The sequence below is a fragment of the Mesorhizobium sp. B2-5-4 genome (genome assembly GCF_006441095.1).
In the GTDB taxonomy this organism is placed as follows: domain Bacteria; phylum Pseudomonadota; class Alphaproteobacteria; order Rhizobiales; family Rhizobiaceae; genus Mesorhizobium; species Mesorhizobium salmacidum.
Genome location: NZ_VFUR01000012.1, coordinates 109,745 through 130,935, shown reverse-complemented (window position 1 = coordinate 130,935; position 21,191 = coordinate 109,745). Strand labels below are relative to the sequence as shown.

23 protein-coding genes are annotated in these 21,191 nt (G+C 64.3%); 11 read left to right on the top strand and 12 right to left on the bottom strand.

Annotation, left to right across the window (positions count from 1 at the left end; genetic code table 11):
- Positions 1 to 5: 5 nt before the first annotated feature.
- From FJ492_RS17125 to FJ492_RS17115, 3 genes are read right to left on the bottom strand one after another with little or no spacing between them, the layout of a single operon-like run.
- Complete coding sequence (locus FJ492_RS17125; RefSeq protein WP_140771141.1) at positions 6 to 1,127, bottom strand: extracellular solute-binding protein; 1,122 nt, start codon at positions 1,125 to 1,127, stop codon at positions 6 to 8.
- Positions 1,128 to 1,141: 14 nt separating this feature from the next.
- Positions 1,142 to 2,302 (bottom strand): CaiB/BaiF CoA-transferase family protein, encoded by a 1,161-nt coding sequence (locus tag FJ492_RS17120; RefSeq protein ID WP_140771078.1) that lies wholly within the window; start codon positions 2,300 to 2,302, stop codon positions 1,142 to 1,144.
- A 2-nt stretch (positions 2,303 to 2,304) separates the two neighbouring features.
- Complete coding sequence (locus tag FJ492_RS17115; RefSeq protein WP_140771076.1) at positions 2,305 to 2,856, bottom strand: MaoC family dehydratase; 552 nt, start codon at positions 2,854 to 2,856, stop codon at positions 2,305 to 2,307.
- 204 nt (positions 2,857 to 3,060) lie between these two features.
- Between FJ492_RS17115 and FJ492_RS29480 the strand changes: the two genes are divergently transcribed.
- Positions 3,061 to 3,189 (top strand): hypothetical protein, encoded by a 129-nt coding sequence (locus tag FJ492_RS29480; RefSeq protein WP_281408169.1) that lies wholly within the window; start codon positions 3,061 to 3,063, stop codon positions 3,187 to 3,189.
- A 21-nt stretch (positions 3,190 to 3,210) separates the two neighbouring features.
- Here FJ492_RS29480 and FJ492_RS17110 read toward each other — a convergent pair whose 3' ends face one another.
- The 3 genes from FJ492_RS17110 to FJ492_RS17100 form a co-directional block, all read right to left on the bottom strand.
- The gene (locus tag FJ492_RS17110) at positions 3,211 to 4,203 is read right to left on the bottom strand and encodes a Tim44 domain-containing protein (protein WP_140771074.1); all 993 of its coding nucleotides are present in this window, start codon (positions 4,201 to 4,203) and stop codon (positions 3,211 to 3,213) included.
- A gap of 75 nt (positions 4,204 to 4,278) precedes the next feature.
- Positions 4,279 to 4,578 (bottom strand): zf-TFIIB domain-containing protein, encoded by a 300-nt coding sequence (locus FJ492_RS17105; RefSeq protein WP_027145106.1) that lies wholly within the window; start codon positions 4,576 to 4,578, stop codon positions 4,279 to 4,281.
- Positions 4,579 to 4,763: 185 nt separating this feature from the next.
- Positions 4,764 to 5,753: a zinc-dependent alcohol dehydrogenase family protein gene (locus FJ492_RS17100; protein WP_140771072.1), complete on the bottom strand. Its 990-nt coding sequence runs from the start codon at positions 5,751 to 5,753 to the stop codon at positions 4,764 to 4,766.
- Between the two features lie 101 nt (positions 5,754 to 5,854).
- Here FJ492_RS17100 and FJ492_RS17095 point away from each other — a divergent pair, with 101 nt between their 5' ends.
- Both FJ492_RS17095 and FJ492_RS17090 read left to right on the top strand, forming a co-directional pair.
- Positions 5,855 to 6,757 carry a LysR family transcriptional regulator gene (locus FJ492_RS17095; protein ID WP_140771070.1) on the top strand — a complete coding sequence of 301 codons (903 nt, stop codon included), beginning with the start codon at positions 5,855 to 5,857 and terminating at the stop codon, positions 6,755 to 6,757.
- Between the two features lie 94 nt (positions 6,758 to 6,851).
- Positions 6,852 to 8,498, top strand: coding sequence for an acetolactate synthase large subunit (locus tag FJ492_RS17090; protein ID WP_140771068.1), 1,647 nt, complete (start codon positions 6,852 to 6,854; stop codon positions 8,496 to 8,498).
- Positions 8,499 to 8,511: 13 nt separating this feature from the next.
- On the opposite strand, the gene FJ492_RS17085 is transcribed toward FJ492_RS17090, so the two are convergent.
- Positions 8,512 to 9,189 carry a GNAT family N-acetyltransferase gene (locus FJ492_RS17085; RefSeq protein WP_140771066.1) on the bottom strand — a complete coding sequence of 226 codons (678 nt, stop codon included), beginning with the start codon at positions 9,187 to 9,189 and terminating at the stop codon, positions 8,512 to 8,514.
- Between the two features lie 173 nt (positions 9,190 to 9,362).
- Between FJ492_RS17085 and FJ492_RS17080 the strand changes: the two genes are divergently transcribed.
- The 4 genes from FJ492_RS17080 to FJ492_RS17065 are packed head-to-tail and all read left to right on the top strand — an operon-like array spanning position 9,363 to position 13,690.
- The gene (locus FJ492_RS17080) at positions 9,363 to 10,664 is read left to right on the top strand and encodes an ArgE/DapE family deacylase (protein WP_181166671.1); all 1,302 of its coding nucleotides are present in this window, start codon (positions 9,363 to 9,365) and stop codon (positions 10,662 to 10,664) included.
- Positions 10,661 to 11,719, top strand: a complete 1,059-nt coding sequence (locus FJ492_RS17075) for a phosphotransferase (RefSeq protein WP_140771064.1) — start codon at positions 10,661 to 10,663, stop codon at positions 11,717 to 11,719. The genes FJ492_RS17080 and FJ492_RS17075 overlap by 4 nt, the downstream gene beginning before the upstream one ends.
- 5 nt (positions 11,720 to 11,724) lie before the next feature.
- The gene (locus FJ492_RS17070; protein WP_140771062.1) at positions 11,725 to 13,017 is read left to right on the top strand and encodes an aspartate aminotransferase family protein; all 1,293 of its coding nucleotides are present in this window, start codon (positions 11,725 to 11,727) and stop codon (positions 13,015 to 13,017) included.
- Between the two features lie 16 nt (positions 13,018 to 13,033).
- Positions 13,034 to 13,690, top strand: coding sequence for a GntR family transcriptional regulator (locus FJ492_RS17065; protein WP_140771060.1), 657 nt, complete (start codon positions 13,034 to 13,036; stop codon positions 13,688 to 13,690).
- Positions 13,691 to 13,712: 22 nt separating this feature from the next.
- Here FJ492_RS17065 and FJ492_RS17060 read toward each other — a convergent pair whose 3' ends face one another.
- Genes FJ492_RS17060 through FJ492_RS17040 form a run of 5 tightly spaced genes read right to left on the bottom strand, consistent with a single transcriptional unit; the run spans position 13,713 to position 18,442 of the window.
- The gene (locus FJ492_RS17060; protein ID WP_140771058.1) at positions 13,713 to 15,017 is read right to left on the bottom strand and encodes an FAD-dependent oxidoreductase; all 1,305 of its coding nucleotides are present in this window, start codon (positions 15,015 to 15,017) and stop codon (positions 13,713 to 13,715) included.
- Entirely contained in the window at positions 15,014 to 15,997 is a 984-nt protein-coding gene (locus FJ492_RS17055; protein WP_181165846.1) for a branched-chain amino acid ABC transporter permease, read from the bottom strand. The genes FJ492_RS17060 and FJ492_RS17055 overlap by 4 nt, the downstream gene beginning before the upstream one ends.
- The gene (locus tag FJ492_RS17050) at positions 15,994 to 16,902 is read right to left on the bottom strand and encodes a branched-chain amino acid ABC transporter permease (RefSeq protein ID WP_140771056.1); all 909 of its coding nucleotides are present in this window, start codon (positions 16,900 to 16,902) and stop codon (positions 15,994 to 15,996) included. Before FJ492_RS17050 ends, FJ492_RS17055 begins: the two co-directional genes overlap by 4 nt.
- Positions 16,899 to 17,645 (bottom strand): ABC transporter ATP-binding protein, encoded by a 747-nt coding sequence (locus FJ492_RS17045; RefSeq protein WP_140771054.1) that lies wholly within the window; start codon positions 17,643 to 17,645, stop codon positions 16,899 to 16,901. The genes FJ492_RS17050 and FJ492_RS17045 overlap by 4 nt, the downstream gene beginning before the upstream one ends.
- Positions 17,642 to 18,442 carry an ABC transporter ATP-binding protein gene (locus FJ492_RS17040; RefSeq protein ID WP_140714819.1) on the bottom strand — a complete coding sequence of 267 codons (801 nt, stop codon included), beginning with the start codon at positions 18,440 to 18,442 and terminating at the stop codon, positions 17,642 to 17,644. Before FJ492_RS17040 ends, FJ492_RS17045 begins: the two co-directional genes overlap by 4 nt.
- Positions 18,443 to 18,568: 126 nt before the next feature.
- On the opposite strand from FJ492_RS17040, the gene FJ492_RS17035 reads away from it, so the two are divergent.
- The 4 genes from FJ492_RS17035 to FJ492_RS17020 are packed head-to-tail and all read left to right on the top strand — an operon-like array spanning position 18,569 to position 21,189.
- Positions 18,569 to 19,303 (top strand): GntR family transcriptional regulator, encoded by a 735-nt coding sequence (locus tag FJ492_RS17035; protein ID WP_140745921.1) that lies wholly within the window; start codon positions 18,569 to 18,571, stop codon positions 19,301 to 19,303.
- Positions 19,300 to 19,791 (top strand): DUF3830 family protein, encoded by a 492-nt coding sequence (locus FJ492_RS17030; RefSeq protein WP_140771052.1) that lies wholly within the window; start codon positions 19,300 to 19,302, stop codon positions 19,789 to 19,791. The genes FJ492_RS17035 and FJ492_RS17030 overlap by 4 nt, the downstream gene beginning before the upstream one ends.
- The gene (locus FJ492_RS17025; RefSeq protein WP_027145090.1) at positions 19,784 to 20,137 is read left to right on the top strand and encodes a TIGR04076 family protein; all 354 of its coding nucleotides are present in this window, start codon (positions 19,784 to 19,786) and stop codon (positions 20,135 to 20,137) included. Before FJ492_RS17030 ends, FJ492_RS17025 begins: the two co-directional genes overlap by 8 nt.
- Positions 20,134 to 21,189 (top strand): aldo/keto reductase, encoded by a 1,056-nt coding sequence (locus FJ492_RS17020; protein WP_140714813.1) that lies wholly within the window; start codon positions 20,134 to 20,136, stop codon positions 21,187 to 21,189. Before FJ492_RS17025 ends, FJ492_RS17020 begins: the two co-directional genes overlap by 4 nt.
- The last annotated feature ends 2 nt before the right edge of the window (positions 21,190 to 21,191 follow it).

The window sequence follows — 21,191 nt, the reverse complement described above, 5'->3', positions numbered from 1 at the left end:
GTCCCTCAGGTGGCCGCCTGGATACTGGCCCGGAACAGGCTGATGAGATCGGCGACGACCTGGCCGGCCGGGTCGCCGGAGGTCAGACCGGAATTGATGCGGTCGGACGCCGCCTGCTGGAACGCCATGTAGCCGTCATGGCGCGGCCGCATCCAGGCGTCCTCCAGCGTCGCGCGCGTGTCCCGATAGAAGTTAGCGGTCGCTTCATTGACCGTCTGGTCTTCCCAGGCAGCCGCATGGCCCGGCTGGCCGCCGGCGGCGGCATAGATGCCGCGCTGGACATCGCCGCTGGCGATCCAGTAGGCGAAGTCGATCGCGGCGTCCTTCGCCTTGGAAAAGGCCGAGACCGCAATGCCTGTGCCGCCGAGCGCCGAGCCGATCGGGCCATTGGAACCAATGACCGGAATATCGGCAAAGGCCAGCCTGTTCGCGCGAAAACCCGACGCCGCATAAGAGACATAGCCATAGATCAGCGGCGCACAGACAATGCGGGAGCCGGCCTCGGCCATGCGCTCCGAAACGGCGATCGGGTCCATGTCGAAGCAGGTGGGGTCGACCAGCGCCGCGATCTCTCGCATCCTATCGAAGACTTCGCAGCCCATCTCGACGTCGATAAGATCGCCCGACGGATCGGTCGCGCAGGGATGCCCGAGATTGCCGGCCAGCGTGTAGAATGTCATCAGGCAATGCGGTGGCCGCAGTGGCAGCAACACGCCGCCCTGCCGGGCGACAGCGAGCATCTCGCTCCACGTCGCTGCCGGCGCATCGAGCGCGTCCGGCCGCCAGGCCTGCACCTGCGCCGCCGCGTCGATCGGAAACGCCCATTGCCGGCCCTGCCAGGTGTAACTCGGATAGGATTGGCCGACGCTGCCCGAGGCAAGCGCGGCGCGCTGCGCCTCGCGGCCGGTGACGTCGAGAGGCTCAAGACAGCGCTCCGCCGTGATCTGGCCGACATGCGGATGGTCGATGACGATCAAATCATAGGCGCGCGCCAACTCCTCGACCGGATAGGATTCGAAATCCTGCAGCGAACGCTTGTCCCACTCGATCGGAACGCCGGTCTTCTGCTCCCACAGAGATGAACACGCGATCATCGGATCATAGCCGCGCGGGTGGCTCCAGGTCATGCCCTTGAGCGTGCTCACAGGCCGAATTCCTCGCGGATTTTCGTACTGTGCTCGCCGATGCGCGGCGCCGCGCGGTCAACCTTAGCTCTGATCCCATCAACCCTGAGGGGTGAACTGGTGGTCAGGATCGAGACGTCATCCTCACGCGTCACCGTCTGCAGCATGTCGAGCGACTGGAAACCCTGGCTTGCCAGCATCTCCGGCCAGTTCAACACCTTGGCGCACCAGATGTCGGCCGGCTCCAGGATTTCGAGCCATTCGTCGATGGTCTTGGTGGCGATCCTCCGGGCGATGATCGCCTTGATATCGTCGCGCGCGGTGAACCAGGATGCCGGCTTGTCGCAATAGGGGGCCAACTCGCTGAGCGACAAGAGTTCGGCGAGCTTGGGGATAGGCGTCATGGCGATGGCGAGATATCCGTCCTTGGCCGGATAGACGCCATAAGGCGCGGAGAGATAGGCATGCGCGCTGCGGAAACTTGAGCGCCTGGGCAGGCGACGACCGTCATTGAGATGCGTGGTCAGCACCTCGAACTGGAAGTCGACCAGCGCTTCCAAAAGGCTGGTCTCTATATGGCTTCCCTGACCGGTGATGCCGCGCCGCACCAGTGCTGCCAGGATGCCTTGCGCGCAGGCCGCACCCGCCAGCATGTCGCCGATGGCGAGCCCGAACGGCACCGGCCCCTGGTCTTCGTCGCCATTCAACCACATCACGCCGGAGCGCGATTGCGCCAGAAGATCCTGGCCCGGGCGCTTCACCCACGGACCCTCCTCGCCATAGCCGCTGATCGAGGCATAGACCAGGCGCGGGTTGATCTGGCGGACGGCCTCGTAGTCGAGGCCAAGGCGTTCGATGACGCCGGGCCGGAAATTCTGGATCAGCACATCGGCCTTGGCCAGCAGCCCGCGCAATACCTTGAGGTCCGCCTCCTTCTTCAAATCGATGGCGAGGCTTTCCTTGGCCCGGTTGATGGCATGGAAGATCGTCGAATCGCCGCCGATCTCGGTGTCGCTGAGATAAAGCCGGCGCGACAGATCGCCTCCGTCAGGACGCTCGACCTTGATGACGCGGGCGCCGAGATCGAGCAGCCTGAGCGAGCAGTACGGCCCAGACAGGAATTGGCTCATGTCGACGACGACGAGGCCGGCCAGCGGCAATTCGGCTGCTGCCGGCATCTCTATTTCTCCGTCTTGCCGACGAAATCGGCAGGGTTGCGGTACTTCACCGTCTGCAGATGCTCGCAATAGAGCACCAGCTCGCCTTCGCCCTTGAACACCTCATAGCTGGCGCGGATCAGCCCCATCTCCTTGTAGCGGGGCTTCTTGTCGAGGTTGGAACGGATCGAATAGATGGTATCGCCGATGAAGACGGGCTTTATGAAGCGGAGCTTGTCATAGCCGTAGGAGAAGGCGTTGACGCAGTTGGTGGCGACCAGCCCCAGCCCAGCCGAGAAGACGAAGGCGCCGGCGATCAGCCTCTTGCCGAAAATGCCCTCGCTCTCGGCAAACATCTGGTCCTGCACGTAAGGGTGGACGTCGAGCACCAGCGTGTTGAAGAGATGGCTGTCGCCTTCCGCCATGGTGCGTCGCAACGAACGGATTCTCTGGCCAACCGGCCAGTCCTCGTAGAACCAGTTCTCGGCGTTCCACACCGGCAGGGCGGCATGATCGGCAGGCATATTCTTGGGGTACGTCGAGGCAATGCCGACGGTGGGTGCGAAATCATTCATGGCTCAATCCACCGGTCTCGCGAGAGCGCCAGATGATCATTCGACCACGCATCGAAGCGCCTGATGGCACGATGTCTCCTCCTCGCCAATCTTCTTTTGTAAATACTATTTTCACATATGAGGTTATGTTGCAAGCGAGGACAGGCGAAATTTGGCCGGTTTTGCGCGTGGAAGCGCGGCCAGGGCAGGAGCAAATCATGCGCGGTGCCTGGAATGGTCTGTCTGGTGTTTGTCGGCAGCCTGAACCGGGAGACGCCTTATTTTCACGGTGCCGGCGGTGCTGTCTCCGCCATCGAGATCAGCACGCCGATGTGCGTCAAGATCGTGGCTTGATCGCCAATGAACTCGCCAGGCTCAAGCCTCCTGTATCGCCGAGAGCTTCCAGTTCGAGCCGTTCTGACGCGTGAACGTCCACAACTCGGTCGTCTCGGTGGGGTGGCCCTCGTCGCCCTCGACGACCTTGCCGCTCGCCCGTTCGCGCATCACGTCGCGAGACTCGTAGCGCAACGCGGCCGTGGCGTAGTCGCGGTCATCCTCGCGCCAGCTTTCCGCGATGTCGGCCTGCAGCAGGGTGACGTCGGACACTTCGTTCCTGAGACCTTTCTGGGCATTGTCGGCCAGCTCTTCCGACAGATAGGACACCATCTCGGGTGTCACCGACCGGCGCAATGCCGCGTGGTCTTCGCGGCCGAATGCTTCTTGGACATCAGTCAACAGCTGCTGGAATGCGTCGAGGTCGGCCTGGGCCAACGTGATCTCTTCGGATCGGGTGGTCTCATGGCCTCCGCCCGATCCGCCGCCAAACCCGGGAATTGTGAAGGAGCCAGCGCCGCTCGTGTTCTGCTGTGCCGTTGCGCGGTTCTCGAACCGTGAGGCCTGGGCATTGCCCATGCCGGCGAGCGCGGGCGCCGGGCCACGCGCGGATTGTGACCGGAAGAACCTGATGGCCAGCATGATCGCGCCACCGATGAGCAGGGCCTGGAGCAGGAATCCGAACATTCCGGCGAGGCCGCCGAAACCTTGGCCAAGGAGCAGCCCGATCAGGCCGCCGATCAGCAGGCCGCGCATCATCGTTCCACCGAAGCCGCTCATGAAGCCGGGCCTCTGCGGGCCGGCCTGTGGTTGCCGGGCAGCATTGTTCACGCCGGTATTGGGTGTCATCGAACGCTCGACCGGCGCGGTCGGCGCGGGCGCGGTCCGGGTCGGCGGTGCCGATTGGAACGTGCGCGTGCCACGGCTGCCGAAGCTGCCGCCGCGCCGCGCCTCGGCATGATCGATCGCGACCATGGAGAAGGCGAGGAACAGGCCGGCAAAGAGGGTAGTGAATCGGCTTGTGCGGGAAATCATCTGATAGAACCTTATCGATGTCGTTTCGGAAAATTTCAGCAAGGCGCTGGCCCCGGGTCGCGGGCGTCATAAGGGTCAGTCGAACAGCTCTTCGAAGAATGACTTCTTTCGCTTCGGATAGCGTTGGCCATGCGAGCGGGAATAGTCGTCATCGCGGTCCCGGCTGTGTTGCGGCTGCGCAAATGGGGCGGGCTGCGCTTGCGGCGCGGGCGACGCATCCCTGCCGGAACGTTCGATGATCTTGTCGAGTTCGCCACGATCAAGCCAGACGCCGCGGCACTGCGGACAGTAGTCGATCTCGATCCCCTGGCGTTCGCTCATCACGAGGGCGACGCGGCAGGAGGGGCAGACCATACCAAGGAGAGATGACGTCATCAGGGGCTCCTAACCAGAAAGGAATGAGCCCGCTCGACCGAAAGGAATGGAAACGGGCCCGTTGAAGCGGTCCGACATCACGGTCGCCAGAAGCGACAGTCAGAGGGGCCCGGCCCGCATTCGGGATTTAGGAATGCGGGGCGGCCCCTTCAAGGGGCAATATTGCCGGCGAGAATGATTGCTGCTCAAACCGTGACGACGATCTTGCCGAACTGTTCGTTCGATTCGAGATAGCGATGCGCCTCGACGATCTGGTCGAATGGAAACGTTCTGTGGATGATCGGTCTCAGCGTGCCGTCCCCAAGCCCTTCGAGGATGAACGCCTTGGCAGCCTCCAACTTCTCAGGATTGCCGGTGATCTCGTGGACGAGATAGCCGCGCAACGTCAGCGTCTTGCCCAGTACCGCAGGCAACGGAAACGGCGTCGGGTCGCTGCTGAGGCCGCCATATTCGATCAGAATGCCGCCCTTCGACATGGCTGCGGTCAGCGGTTCGAAGATCGGGCCGCCGACTGCATCGAGCACGACGCGCACGCCATCCTGCCCAGCGATCCCACTCAGCCGCATGGCAAGATCTTCGTCGGCGAGGACCACGACTTCAGCCGCTCCGGCGTCAAGCAGGGTCTGTCTTTTTGCGGATGTCCGCGTCACCGCGATCGCTGTCGCGCCAACCCTGTTGGCGATCTGGATCGCGGCAAGTCCGACGCTGCTCGAGGCCGCGGTGATGACAACGGCATCTCTACTGCTCAAGCTGGCGATGTCGATCAGGGCGCCGTAGGCAGTGAGATACTGCATCCAAACCGCCGCCGCGGTTTGCCAGTCGAGGGACCGTGGGTGTTTGACGATGAGCCCGGCGGGGAAAGTGACAAGCTCACCGTAGGCCGGCCAGCGAACCATCGATTGCGGCGGGACGACACTGACCGCGTCGCCGGGCGCCAGCTCCGTCACGCCTTCGCCAATCGCCTCGATGACGCCTGCCGCTTCCAGCCCGAGACCGGACGGGAGCACGGGTGTCTCGATATAGCTGCCGGCGCGCAGCAGCGCCTCGGCGCGGTTGAGGCCGAATGCCCTGACGCGGATTTGAACTTCATCCTGGCCCGGTGGGGGCAGGTCGACCTCCTCGATGCGCAGGACCTCGGGACCACCATGCTGGTGGAAGCGGACTACACGGGTCATTCGGCCAACTCCAATTATCTGAACCGAATGAGCTATGACGCGAGGGCTTTCGGCGATAAATGGCTGTTCTGGTTATGCACTAGAAACCAGGAGTTTCGAATATGGATAGGCTCGAGAGCATGGCCGTGTTCGTCAGGGCGGTTGATCTCGGCTCGTTCGCAGCGGCGGCCACTGCGCTCGATCTGTCTGGACCGATGGTCGGCAAGCATGTCCGATTTCTTGAGGGCAGACTTGGCGTGCGTCTCATCAACCGGACCACGCGCCGGCAGAGCCTGACCGATTTCGGCCGCGCCTACTATGAGCGGTGCCGCCTGGTGCTGGCCGAGGCCGAGGCCGCCGACGCGCTCGCCGCCGACCAGCTCTCGGAACCGCGCGGAAAATTGCGCGTCACCATGCCTGCGCATTTCGGCCGCCACTGCGTGACCCCCGTATTGCTGCAACTGGCGCGGCGGTATCCGATGCTGGAGCTCGACCTCTCGCTCAGCGACCGCTTTGCCGATCTTGCCGAGGATGGCTACGACCTCGCCATACGGACCGGTGAGCTGGACGATAAGGCCGGCGTGATCGCGCGCCGTGTTGCACGCCAGGACATGGTCGTCTGTGCCGCGCCTTCCTATCTGGAAATTCATGGCGAACCACGGCGGATCGAAGATCTCGCCGATCATCAGGCGATTGTCTATCGCCGGCTCGGCATGATCGTTCAGCCCTGGCTGTTCGCGCGCCAAGGACAAGCCGCGCTCGAGGTCATCCCAAACGGCCGGCTGCGGTTCGACGATCTCGATGCCATCGCCGATGCCGCTGTCGGCGGCATGGGGCTGGCGTGGTTGCCTTACTGGCTGGCTCGCCAGCGCATCCAGGTCGGCGCGCTGGTCGAGCTGTTGCCGGACCAGCCACGCTATCCCTACGACTGTCATGCACTCTGGCTGCAGACGCCGCATCTGCCGCTCAAGGTCCGGCTGGCCGTCGACGCATTGGCGGCCGCCTTGCCGAAAATGATGGCGTGATTGCCAGCATACGACTTGCGCTCTTTGAGGCGTCGCGTTCCGGTGCCATATGAAGATGGCTGATGGAATGCGCGCATCGCAGGAGAGACGGTTCATGACCAAGGGTTCGGATCTGTTCGTGGCGGCCCTCGAGAATGAAGGGGTCGATCGGATCTTCGGCATTCCGGGCGAAGAAAATCTCGACATCGTCGAATCCATCCGCCGCTCGTCGATCCAGCTGATCCTGACCCGCCACGAGCAGGCGGCCGCCTTCATGGCCGCCACCTATGGCAGGCTCACCGGCAAGGCAGGAGTGTGCATCACCACGCTCGGCCCCGGCGCGCTCAACCTGACGACCGGCTCGGCCTACGCGCTGCTCGGTGCGATGCCTATGATCATGATCACCGGCCAGAAGGGCATCCTGTCGTCCAGGCAGGCGCGCTTCCAGATCGTTGACATCGTTGCGGCGATGAAGCCACTGACCAAGCTGTCGCGCCAGATCGTCTCGCCGAAGATGATCCCGTCGCTGGTGCGCGAAGCCTTCCGCGTCGCACAGGAAGAGCGCCCCGGCCCGGTGCACCTGGAACTGCCGGAAGACATCGCGGCGGCGGAGTGCGAACCGATCGCGTTGGTGCCGACGCATCCGGTCGAGTTGCCCCTGGCCAGCGCTGGCGCGCTCGATCGCGCCGCCCGCATGATCCTCGAGGCCAAGCGCCCGCTGCTGATGTTCGGCGCCGCGGCGTCACGGCCGCGCGTGACCCCCGACGTCGCCCAGTTCGTGCTGCGCACGCAGATTCCCTATTTCACCACGCAGATGGGCAAGGGCACCGTGCCCGGCGGCACCGAGCTTTACATGGGAACGGCGGCGCTTTCGGAGCGCGACTATGTCCACGAGGCCATCGAACAGGCCGATCTGATCATCACCATTGGCCACGACACGGTCGAGAAGCCGCCGTTCATCATGGGCGCGAAGGGACCGAAGGTTATTCATGTCGGCTACCAGTCGGCTGATGTCGAGCAGGTCTATTTCCCGCAAGCCGAGATCGTCGGCGATCTCGGCCCGTCGCTGGCGCTGCTGGCCGACCGCATCGAAGGCAAGATCCCCAACGCGCAGGCGCTGCTGCCGCTGCGCGAAGGCATTTTGAGCCGCATCGCCGCGCGCGCCACCGAAGACCGCTTCACGCCGCAGCGCATCGTGCACGACGTGCGCGCCGTGATGCCGGCCGACGGCATCCTCGCGCTGGACAACGGCATGTACAAGATCTGGTTCGCGCGCAACTACCGCACGCGCATGGCAAACACGCTGTTGCTCGACAACGCGCTGGCCACCATGGGCGCCGGGTTGCCGTCGGCGATGATGGCGGCGCTGCTCTATCCCCAGCGTCGTGTCATGGCCATCTGCGGCGATGGCGGCTTCATGATGAACAGCCAGGAACTGGAGACGGCTGTCAGGCTCAAGCTGAACCTCGTCGTCCTGCTGCTGGAAGACCATGCGTATGGCATGATCCGCTGGAAGCAGGCGGTCGACGAATTCCCGGATTTTGGCATGACCTTCGGCAATCCCGACTTCGTTAGATACGCCGAGGCCTATGGCGCCAAAGGGACCAGGGTTGGCGCGATCGCCGAGTTGCGGCCGACGCTGGAACAGGCCTTCACCGGCGGCGGCGTGCATCTCGTCGTCGTACCCATCGACTATTCCGAAAACACCAGGGTGCTTGTCGACGAATTGCGCGAACGGCTGCCGGCGCCGCAGGCGACCTGACGGAGACGCTATCTCAGAGCTTGCCTGCTCGTCGCGGTGCGACGTTCTCGCTCTGGGCGCCCCGTTCCACATCGAGCAGCGGAATCTGCGGCGCCGCATCGCGCGGCAAGGTTCCCTTTATCCGGGGATCGTCGATGATCTCAAACCCGGTCGCGAAGGGCACGAACCCGCATGCGCCGTAGAAGCCGATGACGCTGTGATGATCGAAGCTGCTGGTGTGCAACCAGATGCGGCTCGGGTTCAGGCGCCAAGCCAGGTCGAGCGCGCCGGCCATCAGCCGCTTGCCGAAACCGCGGCCGGTCAGGGACGGGAACAGGCCGAAATAGGTGATCTCGATCTCGTTGCTGTCGGCAACGAAGAATTCGACCATGCCGATGTGGGCGCCGGTTTCATCGTGGCCATAATAGAGGTGCTGACGCGGGTCGGCGAAGTGAGCCATTATCTCGGCGTCGGACATTTCGGACACGCGGTCCCACAGCCAGGGAGCGCCGATTTCGCGGAAGATCGCCCGATACGAGGTGCAGTCGGGCGTCGTGATCCGTTTTATGGCGAGCGGCCGCGCCAGACCGAGCAGGGGAGCGCGCGCCTCCATCCAGGTCACCGCATTGGCGAGCTTGCCGGCCGGCAGGCGCCGGTAGCCGACGGTGAGATCGGTGATTTCAGCCGGCAATGTGCCTTCGGTGACCTGCATCTGTCCTCGATCTTCCGCCGCGCAGCCTTGCCGGCGCTTCAAGCTGATGCCAACTCTGCTGCCGCCTGCCAAGAGCTCCAGCGGTGGGCCATGATTTTGGCCGCCTGCCTTCTTGCGCTTCCGAGAAATGGCATATGAGATATGATACATCATTTCTGGGAAGGCGGAATATCATGCCTGAGCGAATTGCGGACGAGGCCATCTTGCGGGCGGTCGACGATGGCTTCGACTGCCAGCTCGCTTTCCTGGCCGATCTCGTGCGCTTTCCCTCCCAACGCGGTGAGGAACATGCCGCGCAATCCTTCATGGCGGCTGCCTATGAAGCCAATGGCTATGCGGTCGACATGTGGCGTGTCGATGTCGATGCGATTCGCGACCTGCCTGGCTTCTCACCCATGGCGGTGTCCTACGATGACGCCTTCAACGTGGTCGCCACCCACACGCCGAGAAACGCCACCGGCCGCTCGCTGATCCTGAACGGTCATATCGATGTGGTGCCGACGGGACCGCTCGATCGCTGGGTGCGCGACCCCTACGATCCCGCGATCGAGGACGGCTGGATGCATGGCCGCGGCGCCGGCGACATGAAGGCCGGCCTGTCGGCTTGTCTCTATGCCCTGGCCGCCTTGCGGGGCCTCGGTTACCAGCCGGCGGCGAAAGTATTCCTGCAGTCGGTCGTCGAGGAGGAGTGCACCGGCAACGGCGCGCTTGCTTGCCTGCAGCGCGGCTACCGCGCCGACGCCGCTTTCATTCCAGAACCGCTGGAGCCAAGGCTGATGCGGGCGCAGGTCGGGCCGATCTGGTTCAGGGTCGAGGTCGACGGCGATCCGCAGCACGCGTCGGGCGCTTTCTCGGCCGGCGCCAATGCCATCGAGAAGGCCTTCCTCATCATACAGGCTCTAAAGCAGCTCGAAATCGTCTGGAACGCGAGAAAAGTCGATGACAAGCATTTCTGCGATCACCCGCACCCGATCCGCTTCAACCTCGGCAAGATCGAGGGCGGCGAATGGACATCGAGCGTTCCGGCGCGCTGTGTCTTCGAGATGCGTGTCGCGACCTATCCCGGCCAGAAGCTGGAGGACGCCAGAGCCGAACTCGAGGCCTGCATCGCCGATGCGGCGCGCGCCGATCCGTTCCTGGCCAATCGCCCGCCCAGGATGACCTATAACGGCTTCATGGCCGAGGGCTATGTGCTGGAAGGTGCCGACGAGATGGAAGCCGTGCTGCGGCGCAGCCATACCGCCGTGTGGGGCGAGCCGCTGACAGAGCATGTCACCTCAGCCACCACCGATGCGCGCTTCTTCGGCCTCTATGCCGACACGCCGACGATCGTCTACGGCCCGATCTGCCGCATGCCGCATGGCTATGACGAGGCCGTCGATCTCGACTCCGTCCGCAAGGTCACCCAGACCATCGCGCTCTTCATCGCCGACTGGTGTGGTCTTGAGCCCATCGATCCCGAGGTCAGGCTATGAACGCGGCCGTATCGGATGCCTTCGGCGAGACGCTCGCCGAAGATGCGCCTGACGTTTCGATCGCCGACGCGTTGGCCCTATTGCGCCGCCACTACGGAATTATCGGCAGCGCGCGTGCGTTGCCAGGCGAACGCGACCACAATTTCCATATCCAGACCGAAGGCGAGGGCGAGTTCGTCCTGAAGGTCTCGCATCCGGCGGAAGAGGCCGGCTTCACCGATTTCCAGAACAAGGCGCTCGACCATATTCTGACAGTCGACCCGGCCTTGCCGGTTCCCTCGGTGCGCAAGAGCCTTGAAGGCGAAGCACAGTTTATGGTCAGCGTCGGCGGATCGGCGCCGCGCATCGTCCGGCTGGTCACCTATCTGCCCGGCCAGTTGCTTTCGCGCTCGCCCACGTCGGCGGCGCAGGATCGCAATCTCGGCATCTTCCTCGCCCGGCTTGGCCGGGCACTGCGCGGCTTCTTCCATCCGGCCGCCGGCAGCGACCTTTTGTGGGACATCCGCAAGGTCGCCAAGACACGGCCCATGCTGGCGCATATCACCGACGCCGGCCATCGCGCCATGGTCGAGCGTGTCATCAACGCTTTTGAAGAACATGCAGCGCCGGTCATCCCCGGGCTGCGCGCGCAGATCGTCCACAACGACATGAACTCCTACAATGTGGTGATGGATGCCTCGCGGCCGGAAATGGTCAGCGGCATCCTCGATTTCGGCGACATGATCCACTCGCCGCTGATCTGCGATCTCGCCATCGGTGCCGTCTATCGTTGGCCAGCTGAAGGCCATCCGCTGGCGCCTGCGGCACGCTTCGTCGCCGGTTACCAGTCCGTGCAGCCGCTCGAGATTGAAGAGCTTGGCATCCTCTTCCACCTCATTCGTGCCCGCCTCGCACTCATCGCCAATATAGCCAGCTGGCAGGCCGAGCGGTTTCCGGCCAAACGTGACTATGTCCTGCGCCTCATCACCGAGGTCTGGGCCTCGCTCGAACGGCTGGACGGTCTCTCATCCGCTGAAGCCCGCCGCTATTTTCTCGACCATTCCAAGCCGGAGTAGATGCCGTGTCCCAGCCCTCGCTCGCAAGTGTTTCTGCCGATGCCGAGCGCGCGCTGCTCGAACGCCGCGCCAGGTTGCTCGGGCCGACCTATCGCGCCTTCTACCGCAACCCGATCCATCTGGTGCGTGGCAGCGGTGTCTGGCTCTACGATGCGCAGGGCCGAAAATTCCTCGATGCCTACAACAACGTCGTCTCGGTCGGACACTGCCATCCGCGCGTCGTCGAGGCATTGTCGGCGCAGGCAGCCACGCTCAACACGCACACGCGTTATCTCAGCGAGATCATCCTCGACTACGCGGAAAAGCTTCTCGGCACGCTTCCGTCCCATCTCGGCCACGCCATGTTCACCTGCACCGGCAGCGAGGCCAACGACCTCGCCATCCGTATCGCCCAGCATTCGAGCGGCGGCACCGGCGTGATCATCACCGACTTCGCCTATCACGGCGCCACCATCGCCACCGCGCAGCTGTCGCCGGCGGCGGTCGGCGCCAAGGGCGTACCCGCGCATCATCGAGCCGTGGCAGCGCCGGACACGTTCCGCGACGGCGGCCGCGCCGCGCGTGATTTCGCCAGGAATGTCGCCGCCGCCATTGACGATATGCGCGCGCAAAACATCCGCCCGGCGGCGCTGCTGCTCGATTCGGCCTTTTCCAGCGATGGCATTTTCTTCCCCGATGGTTCTGTCATCCGCGAGGCGGCCGATCACGTCAGGAAAGCCGGCGGCATCGTCATTGCCGACGAGGTCCAGTCCGGTTTCGGCCGGCTTGGCCAGGGCATGTGGGGCTTCGCCAATTATGGCCTCGAGCCTGATATCGTCACGTTGGGCAAGCCGATCGGCGACGGGCATCCGATGGGTGCGGTGATCGTGCGGCCGCAGCTGGTGAGCTCGTTCGGTTCGAACACCGGCTACTTCAACACCTTCGGTGGCAATCCGGTCGCGGCCGCCGTCGGCATCGCAGTGCTCGAGGTGATCGAGGGCGAGGGGCTGATCGAGAACGCGCGGACAGTCGGTGCCTATACGAGGAACCTGCTTCGCGCCTTGCAAAGCCGGCACGGCATGGTCGCCAATGTCAGGGACAATGGCCTCTATTTCGGCGTCGAGCTGACGGCGGAGGATGGGGCCACTGCCGCTGCCAAGACCTCTTCCGTCGTCGAAGCCATGCGCGAGGACGGCGTGCTGATTTCGTCCTGTGGCCCACACGGCAATGTGCTGAAGATCAGGCCGCCGCTGCCCTTTTCCAGGGACAATGCCGAGCAACTGGCCGAGACGCTCGATCGCGCGCTGTCGAAATGGTGAGCCGAGCGGTCCGCGCATGTTGAAGCTCGAGCATCAAACCCTCAATGACCGCGCCTACGGCGCGCTCAAGCAGGAATTGATTTCAGGTGGTTTCAGCCCGGGCCAGACACTGGTCATCCGCAAGCTCGCCGAAACCTTTGGCATTTCGACCACACCGATCCGCGAGGCGCTGCAAAGGCTGGTTGCCGAGCGGCTTCTGGAAATGCAGAACAACCGCTCGATCATCGTGCCGTTGCTCTCCGCGCCCGCTTTCGCGGAACTGACGCGCATCCGCATCGCCGTCGAGGGGCTGGCGGGCGAGATGGCTACGTCACGGATGACTGAAAGCGGGCTGGCCGACATACAAGCCGCGCTCGCCGGCATGCAGCGGGCCGTCGAGGCGCAGGACGCCACGACCTATCTTTCCCTGAACGAAGCCTTCCATTTCGCTATCTATGAGCATGCCGGCGCGCCCATCCTCTTGAACATGATCCGCGATCTCTGGGGTCGGGTCGGGCCCTATCTCAAGCTCCTGATGCGGGCCGATCGCTACATCCCGCAGTCCAATGACGCACACCGCGCGATCGTCGCCGCGCTGGAACAGCGCAACGGTCCAGCCGTTCGGGCTTCCCTCGAGCAGGACATTGTCGCGGCGGCCGCTATCCTCTCCGAAAACCTTTGCACGGCGGACTGATCGCACGGCAGGCTCGGTCGGCCTATGCCGTCTCGTCCATCCGGTCGCGCAGCATGCTCCAGCCAAGCAGCATGTTGGGTGCGTGCCGCAGCAGGGCATGGAACGGGATCTGCGCCGGCGGTGCAAAGGGCAGCGGCAAATCACGCGCGTCGGTTCCAGCGGCCCAGTCGGCCAGCACCTTGCCCATCGCCGTGGTCATGGCGATGCCGCGTCCATTGCAGGCGCGGCCGGCAATCAGCCCCGGGCCGAGATCCAGGAGGTGCGGCAGGAAATCCGGTTCGACCGCCGCGATTCCCGACCAGCTGTAGGCAAGCGGCGGCAAATCGGGCAGGTCGAGGTGGCTGGCAAGCCGCCGCAAGATTGTTTGCGGCACGCGCGTATCGGCGCCAGTGCCAAGAATATGCATGCCGCCGCTGATCAGCCGGTTATCGGCGTCGAAGCGAAAGGTGAAGAGATTGCGCCTGGTATCGCCGACGCCTTGCCCCCCGGGAAGCAGTCGCGTGCGGATTTCGAGCGGTAGCGGCGCGGTCGCGATCTGGAAAACCTTCAGCGGAATATAGGTTCGCCGCAGCAACGGACTGAGCGACCCGCCATAGGCGTTGGTGGCGATCAATACCTTGGCCGCGCGCACCAAGCCCAACCCTGTTTTAAGCACCCAGCCATCGGCCCCGCGATCGATCGAGGTGACCGGCGTGTGTTCGAAAATCTTCGCGCCAGTCTTCTCCGCCGCATCGGCCAGTCCGCGCGCATAGGCGACCGGATTGAGCACGCCGCCGGAACGATCCATCCAGGCACCGACATAGCCGCGCGCGCCGGTCAGCGCTTCGACCTCCTGCCGATCCAGGGTGACGGCAGGCCGTCCGCGCCGCGCCCATTGGTCCGCACGTGATTTGGCCTTCTGCAAGGCGCCGGGCGAGTGCGCCGGCTGGATCCATCCGTTCTGCACAGCGTGGCAGTCGATGCCGTGCCGCCGGATCAGGCCGAAAACGAGGTCGGCACTGCCGGCGGCGAAATTGATGAGGCGTTCACCGCGCTCGGGGCCGAGATGCGCAAGGATGTTGTCCGGATCCATCCTGGCGAAGTTCGGCACGACGAAACCCGCGTTCCTGCCGGTCGCGCCCCAGGCGATGATCTCGGCTTCGAGCACAGCGACGGAGATGCCTTTTTCAGCGGCGTGCAGCGCGGTCGACAGACCGGAAAATCCACCGCCGACGATGGCCAGATCGACATCGAGCCTGCCTTGCAGCGTCGGCCGTTCCCGGCGATCGCGGTTGATCGCATACCAGAGCGAAGTGCCATTCGCACCCAGCCGGACCGGAGCATTCATGAGCCGGAACTGCTTTTGTCCGTAGCGATCCGCTTACGCTTGCCAAAGCGCGGCCGCCTCGGCCTGTCGCCGAACAATCCGTTCGGCCGGATCAGCAGGATCACACAAAGCATGACGCCGATGGCGACGATCTGCAGCGAGGCAGCGCGTGCCTGCTGCTCGGGCGGGAAGAACACGCTGGTCAGCGTGCCCGATCCCGCCCATATCCCCCAGACCAGGACACTGCCGATGACGGCGCCAAGATTGCTGCCCGAGCCGCCGACGATCAGCATCACCCAGACCTGAAAGGTGAGGATCGGCAGATAATTGTCCGGCGCGATGAAGCCGGTGAAGTGCGCCTGCAGCGCGCCGGCCAGCGCCATTATGGCGCCGCCGACGGCAAACGCCTGGACGCGATAGAAGCGCGCGCTCTTGCCGAGTGAAATCGCCGCCCGCTCGTCCTCCCGCAGCGCCTTCAGCACGCGACCCCACGGGCTTCGAGACAAATGCTCCAAAGCGAGATAGGCAATCAGCGTCACGGCACAAACGACAGCAAGGTTCGACAGGTTGAACAGCAGCGGCGTTTCGGCCAGGCCGCCGAAGGGACGCGGGATGAAGCCAATGCCGAACGGTCCGCCGGTCAGCTTCTGCGCGTTGAGCGCGACCAGCTGTACGACGACGGCCACGCCGAAGGTGGTGATCGCCAGATAGTCGGATCTAAGACGCAGCGTCGCCATGCCGGTAAGCGCGGCGGCAATGCCGCCGACGGTCATGGCGCCCGCCCAGCCGGCGAGGATGGGCAGGCCGAAGCCGCCGAGGCGCGCGGGATCGTCCGGTGTCGTCAGCAGTGTCGAGGTGTAGGCGCCGATGGCGACAAAACCGGCGAGGCCGACGTTGAACAGGCCGGTCAGGCCCCATTGCAGATTGAGCCCCAGCGTGACCAGCGAGAAGATCAGCGCCGTGGTCAGGAAGAACGCGCCGTAGCCGATGAGATCGATCATCTTTCCCGAACTCCGAAAAGGCCGATCGGCCGCACGAACAGCACCGCCATCAGGATGATGAAGGAGACGGCGGCGCGCCATTCGGCGCCAATCAGTTGCACCGCGCCGGCTTCGGCGAGCCCGATGATCAGGCCGCCGAGCACCGCGCCTGGGATGCTGCCGATGCCGCCGAGGATAGCGGCGGCGAACATGGGCAGCAGCATGTCGAAGCCCATGAACGGGCGGATCTGCACCAGAATGCCGATCATCACGCCAGCCACGCAGGCGAGCGCGCCGCCGATGATCCAGGCGACGCGCACCACCTTGGCGACGTCGATGCCGACGATGCGGGCCAGTGCCGCGTTCTGGCTCAAGGCCTGCATCGAGCGGCCGGTCTGCGTACGCGTCATCAACAGATGCACGCCGAGCACGAGCACGGCGGTCAGCAGCAACAGGGCGATCTGGTCGGGCGTGATGCGGATGCCGAAGCCGACCGGCATGGCGATCTGGATCGCCCGGCTGAAATAGGTCGGCCGTGAGGTGAAGGTGAATTCGAGCAGGCTGCGCAGCGCCATCGAGGCGCCGAAACTCGCCATCACAACGATGATCGCCTGGCCTTGCGAGCGCAGCCGCGAAAACAGGACCTTGTCGAGCAGCAGCGCCAGCAAGGCGGTGAAGGCCATGCCGACGACCAATGCAACAAGGAGCGGCCAGCCGAAGGACAGCGGCCCGATCGGCGCTACCTTGCCGGATATCGCACCGATGGCACTGACCATGGCCAGCGTCGCATAGCTGCCCCAGGCCATGAAGTCGCCATGCGCGAAGTTCGAGAAGCGCAGGATCGAATAGGTGAGCGTGACGCCGATGGCGCCGAGGCCGATCATCGAGCCGGTCAGCAGTCCGTCGACGATGAATTGCAGGCTCATGCCGCGCCTCCCTGCTGATGCTGGGGGCGCTGGCCAAGATAGAGCTCGGCCACGACAGGATCATTCCACAATTCGGAGGCGATGCCCTCGTGCCGGTCCTTGCCCTCGACCAGCACATAGGCGCGGTCGCCAATGGCAAGCGCTGCCTTGGCGTTTTGCTCGACCAAAAGAATAGTAACGCCGGATTTGCGGATGCCGGCCAGCATCTCGAATACCATCGCGACGAATTTCGGCGACAAGCCAGCCGACGGCTCGTCCAGCACCAGCACCTTGGGATGGATGATTAGCGCCCGCGCCACGGCAAGCATCTGCCGCTGTCCCCCGGACAGATTGCCGGCGGCGGTGCGCCGCTGGCGGACGAGGTCGGGGAAGGCGGCGTACATTTCCTCGATGCGGACACGGACTTCGCGCCGCTCGAGAATGCCGCAGGCAACCCTGAGATTGTCCTCCACCGACATCAGCGGAAAGATGTTCTCGGTCTGCGGCACGAAGGCAAGGCCAAGCCGCACCATGGTGTGGGCGGGCGCGGCGGTGATGTCCCTGCCGTCCAGCAGCACCGTGCCGCCGGTGATCGGGACAAGGCCGGCGATTGCCTTGATGAAGCTCGACTTGCCGGCGCCATTGGGGCCGAGCACGACGACGATCTCGCCTCTGCCGACGGTGATGGAGGCGCCGCGCACGATCGGTACGCCGGGTTCATAACCGGCTTCGAGATCGCGGACATCGAGGACGGTCTCGCTCATGCGGTACCTCCGAGATAGGCCTCGATGACGCGCGGGTCTCGGGCGACTTCTTCCGCGGTGCCTTCGCTCAGCAACTGGCCGCTCGCCATGACCAGGACGCGATGGCAGAGCCGCGTCACCATGTCGATATTGTGCTCGATCAGCAGGAAGGTGATGCCGCGCGCGTTGATGTCGCGGATGCGGTCGATGATGACTTCGAGCAGCGTCGCGTTGACGCCGGCCGCGGGTTCGTCGAGCAGGATGATCGCCGGATCGGCCATCATCACCCGGGCGAGTTCGAGCAGCTTGCGCTGGCCACCGGAAAGCACGCGCGCCGGCTCATGCGCGAGATGGCTGAGGGTGACGAGTTCCAGCAGTTCGAGCGCCTTTGTCCGGGCAGCTCTTTCCTGCGCCGCCACCCGCCACGGCGTAATGAAGTTGGCGAGCAGCCTTTCGCCGGCCTGGCCCTGTGCCGCCAGCATGATGTTTTCGATCAGCGTCAGATTGGGCAGCGGGCGGGGGATCTGGAAGGTGCGGCCAAGGCCACGGCCGATGCGCAGGTGAGCGGCTTCGCCCGAGACGCGCGTGCCGTCGAGAAGGATATCGCCGCTGGTGGGCAGGATGCTGCCGGCCAGCAGATCGAACATCGTCGTCTTGCCGGCGCCGTTGGGTCCGATCAGGCCAAGGATTTCGCCCGCTTTGACATCGAATGAGACATCATTGACGGCGACAAGGCCGCCGAACCGCCTGACGACGTGGCTTGCCGTCAGAACCGGCGGACGGGTCTCCTTCCCCTGCCTTTCCGCTGCCTCGCTCATCAAACCCTCTGGCCGAAGACGGTCGTCGCCGTCTCCTGATTATGATTTGTGATCACACTTGCTTTGATCACGCTATTCGGCTTTAATTTCATCCGCAAGCCGAAAACCCGCCGAGAACGGAATTCCATGCAAAAGGCTGCCATCGAAAAAAACAACGAGGCGATTGCGGCCCAACTCGCGCCGGTCGGTCGCGAAACGGTGCAGGATCGCGTCTATTCCGAGCTGCGTCGGGCCTTGATCGGCGGTCTGTTCGAGCCGAGCCAGGTGCTGACGATCCGCGGTCTGGCCGATGCGCTGGTCACCTCGACCATGCCGGTGCGCGAGGCGCTTGGTCGGCTGATCACGGAAAAGGCGCTGGAGGCGCTGCCCAACCGTTCGGTGCGGGTACCGCCAATCACGCTGGAACGTCTCGACGATCTTTTGCGGGCCCGCATGCTGATCGAGGGCGAGGCGATCGCGCTGGCCGCCGCTCGCATGGGGCCGCGCCAGATCGCCACCATCGAAACCATTCTCGGCGAATGGGACGAGATGCGGGCGCTGAAACACAAGAAGGATGTCGACCGCGAAGTGACGCTCAACCAGAGCTTTCACTTCGAGATCTACCGCTCCTGCGGCTCGGCCGTGCTGATCCCGATGATCGAGAGCCTGTGGCTGCAATCAGGTCCTTGCATCCGCGTCGCCATCTACGCCTTCTCGGAAGCCGGCGAGGTCGACACCGCCCAGTATCACCGCCGCATCGTTGAGGCGCTGGCCACGCAGGACGCACGCGCGGCGCGCGAAGCGCTTGTCGCCGACATCAGCCGGCCCTTCACCTTCCTACGCAGCAAACTGCAATCCGCCGCCGCGAAAGGCCAGATATGACCTCCATCAGGATCAGCGAGCCGCGCTCGAAGCTTTCCATCACGGCGCTGCTGTTGCCGGGGAAGGCGCCGGAAAACGCTGCCTTTCTCACGGCCTATCTCGCCACGCCACGTGTCGTCCCCGCCATTCACGCCATGTGGACGGGACCTGAGATTTCCTGCCCCGTTCCATCAGCCGATCTCGAGGGGCGGGCCTATGCCCAACCGCTGCCGGCCGAGAACGCGACGCTGACGCCGCAGCCGGGCGACATCGTGTTGTCCTACGTTCCGCCGCGCATGTGGGGCGGCAATCCCAATGCCATCTTCGACATCGGCCTGTTCTACGGGCAGGGCGCGCGTCTGCTGTTCCCGATCGGCTGGCTGGCCGGAAGCGTGGTGGCGCAGGTATCTTCTGGGGAGCGCGATCAGTTCGCCGCCGCCTGTGGGATAATCCGGCGCAACGGCGCCTGCGATATCACCTTCAGCCTGGTGGAGACCTCAAATGGCTGACGACAGTTTCGAGCTCTTCGATCTCCGCGTCGAGGCGGTTATCCCGCAGGGCAAGCCGATCTATTGCGGCGCCAAGGCCGGCGACTATTTCGAACTCAAGGGCGAGATGCTGTCGATGCCGGCGGGGCAGGGCTTCTCGATCTATTCGATCTCGGCGGTGCTGCCGCTGCTGGCGGCGAAGCAGCGCGCGACCCACCCGAATGACTGGATGACCTCGGACGCCGAGATCGCCTGTCCCGATCCCAACTGCGCCAGCCGGCTAAGGATCGTCAGGACCGGTAAGCGGCGGTTCAGCCATGCCGAAACCACGGCCGTGCCGCTGCCGAAGGAGAATGACCTGACATGACCGCCAAGGCCTTCGAGCTCAGCCCCGGCTATACCGTTTCGCGTGTCATACGAGGTGGCTGGCAACTGGCCGGCGGCCATGGCGCCATCGATCGTAGCCAAGCCGTGACCGACCTCATCGCCACCTTCGACGCCGGCATCTGGACCTATGACTGCGCCGATATCTACACCGGCGTCGAGGAGCTGATCGGCGCCGCGCGCCTGCGGCTGGCCAATGAGCGCGGCCTCGATGCAGCGGCCAAAATGAAGGTGCACACCAAACTGGTGCCCGATCTCGAACGGCTCGCTACGATCAGCCGTGACTACATCAGGGGCATCGTCGACCAGTCGCTTCGCAGGCTGAAGACCGAGCTGCTCGACCTCGTGCAGTTCCATTGGTGGGATTATGCGCAGCCGCGCTATGTCGAGGCGATGGGTTGGCTCAACGAGCTTCGGCTCGAGGGCAAGCTGCGCAATCTCGGTACCACCAATTTCGACACGCCCCGGCTTGCCGAAATCCTGGCAGCCGGCATACCGCTGGTTAGCCAGCAGCTGCAATATTCGGTGCTCGATCAGCGCCCGGCGCACAGCCTCGCCGCACTTGCACAGGAAAACGGCGTGAGCTTCCTCTGCTACGGTTCGGTGGCCGGCGGCTTCCTCAGCGACAGATGGCTCGATGTCGCCGAACCCGCCGTGCCGCTCGAAAACCGCTCGCTGGTCAAATACAAGCTGATCATCGACGATTTCGGCGGCTGGGACCTGTTCCAGCAACTGCTTCGCGCATTGAAGGCGGTCGGCGACCGCCACGCCGTCGACATTGCCACGATCGCCAGCGCCTGGGTGCTGGAGCAGCCGCAAGTGGCGGCGGTCATCGTCGGTGCCCGCAACCAGGCGCATGCGCTGGCCAACGCCAGAATCATGGATGTCGTACTCGACGCCGATGACCGTGCGCGGATTGCCGCCGCCATAGCGCGGGGCAACGGTCTTGAGGGAGACGTCTACACGCTGGAGCGCGACCGGCACGGCCGCCATGGCTCGATCATGCACTACAATCTCAACGCGGGCCGGATATGAAA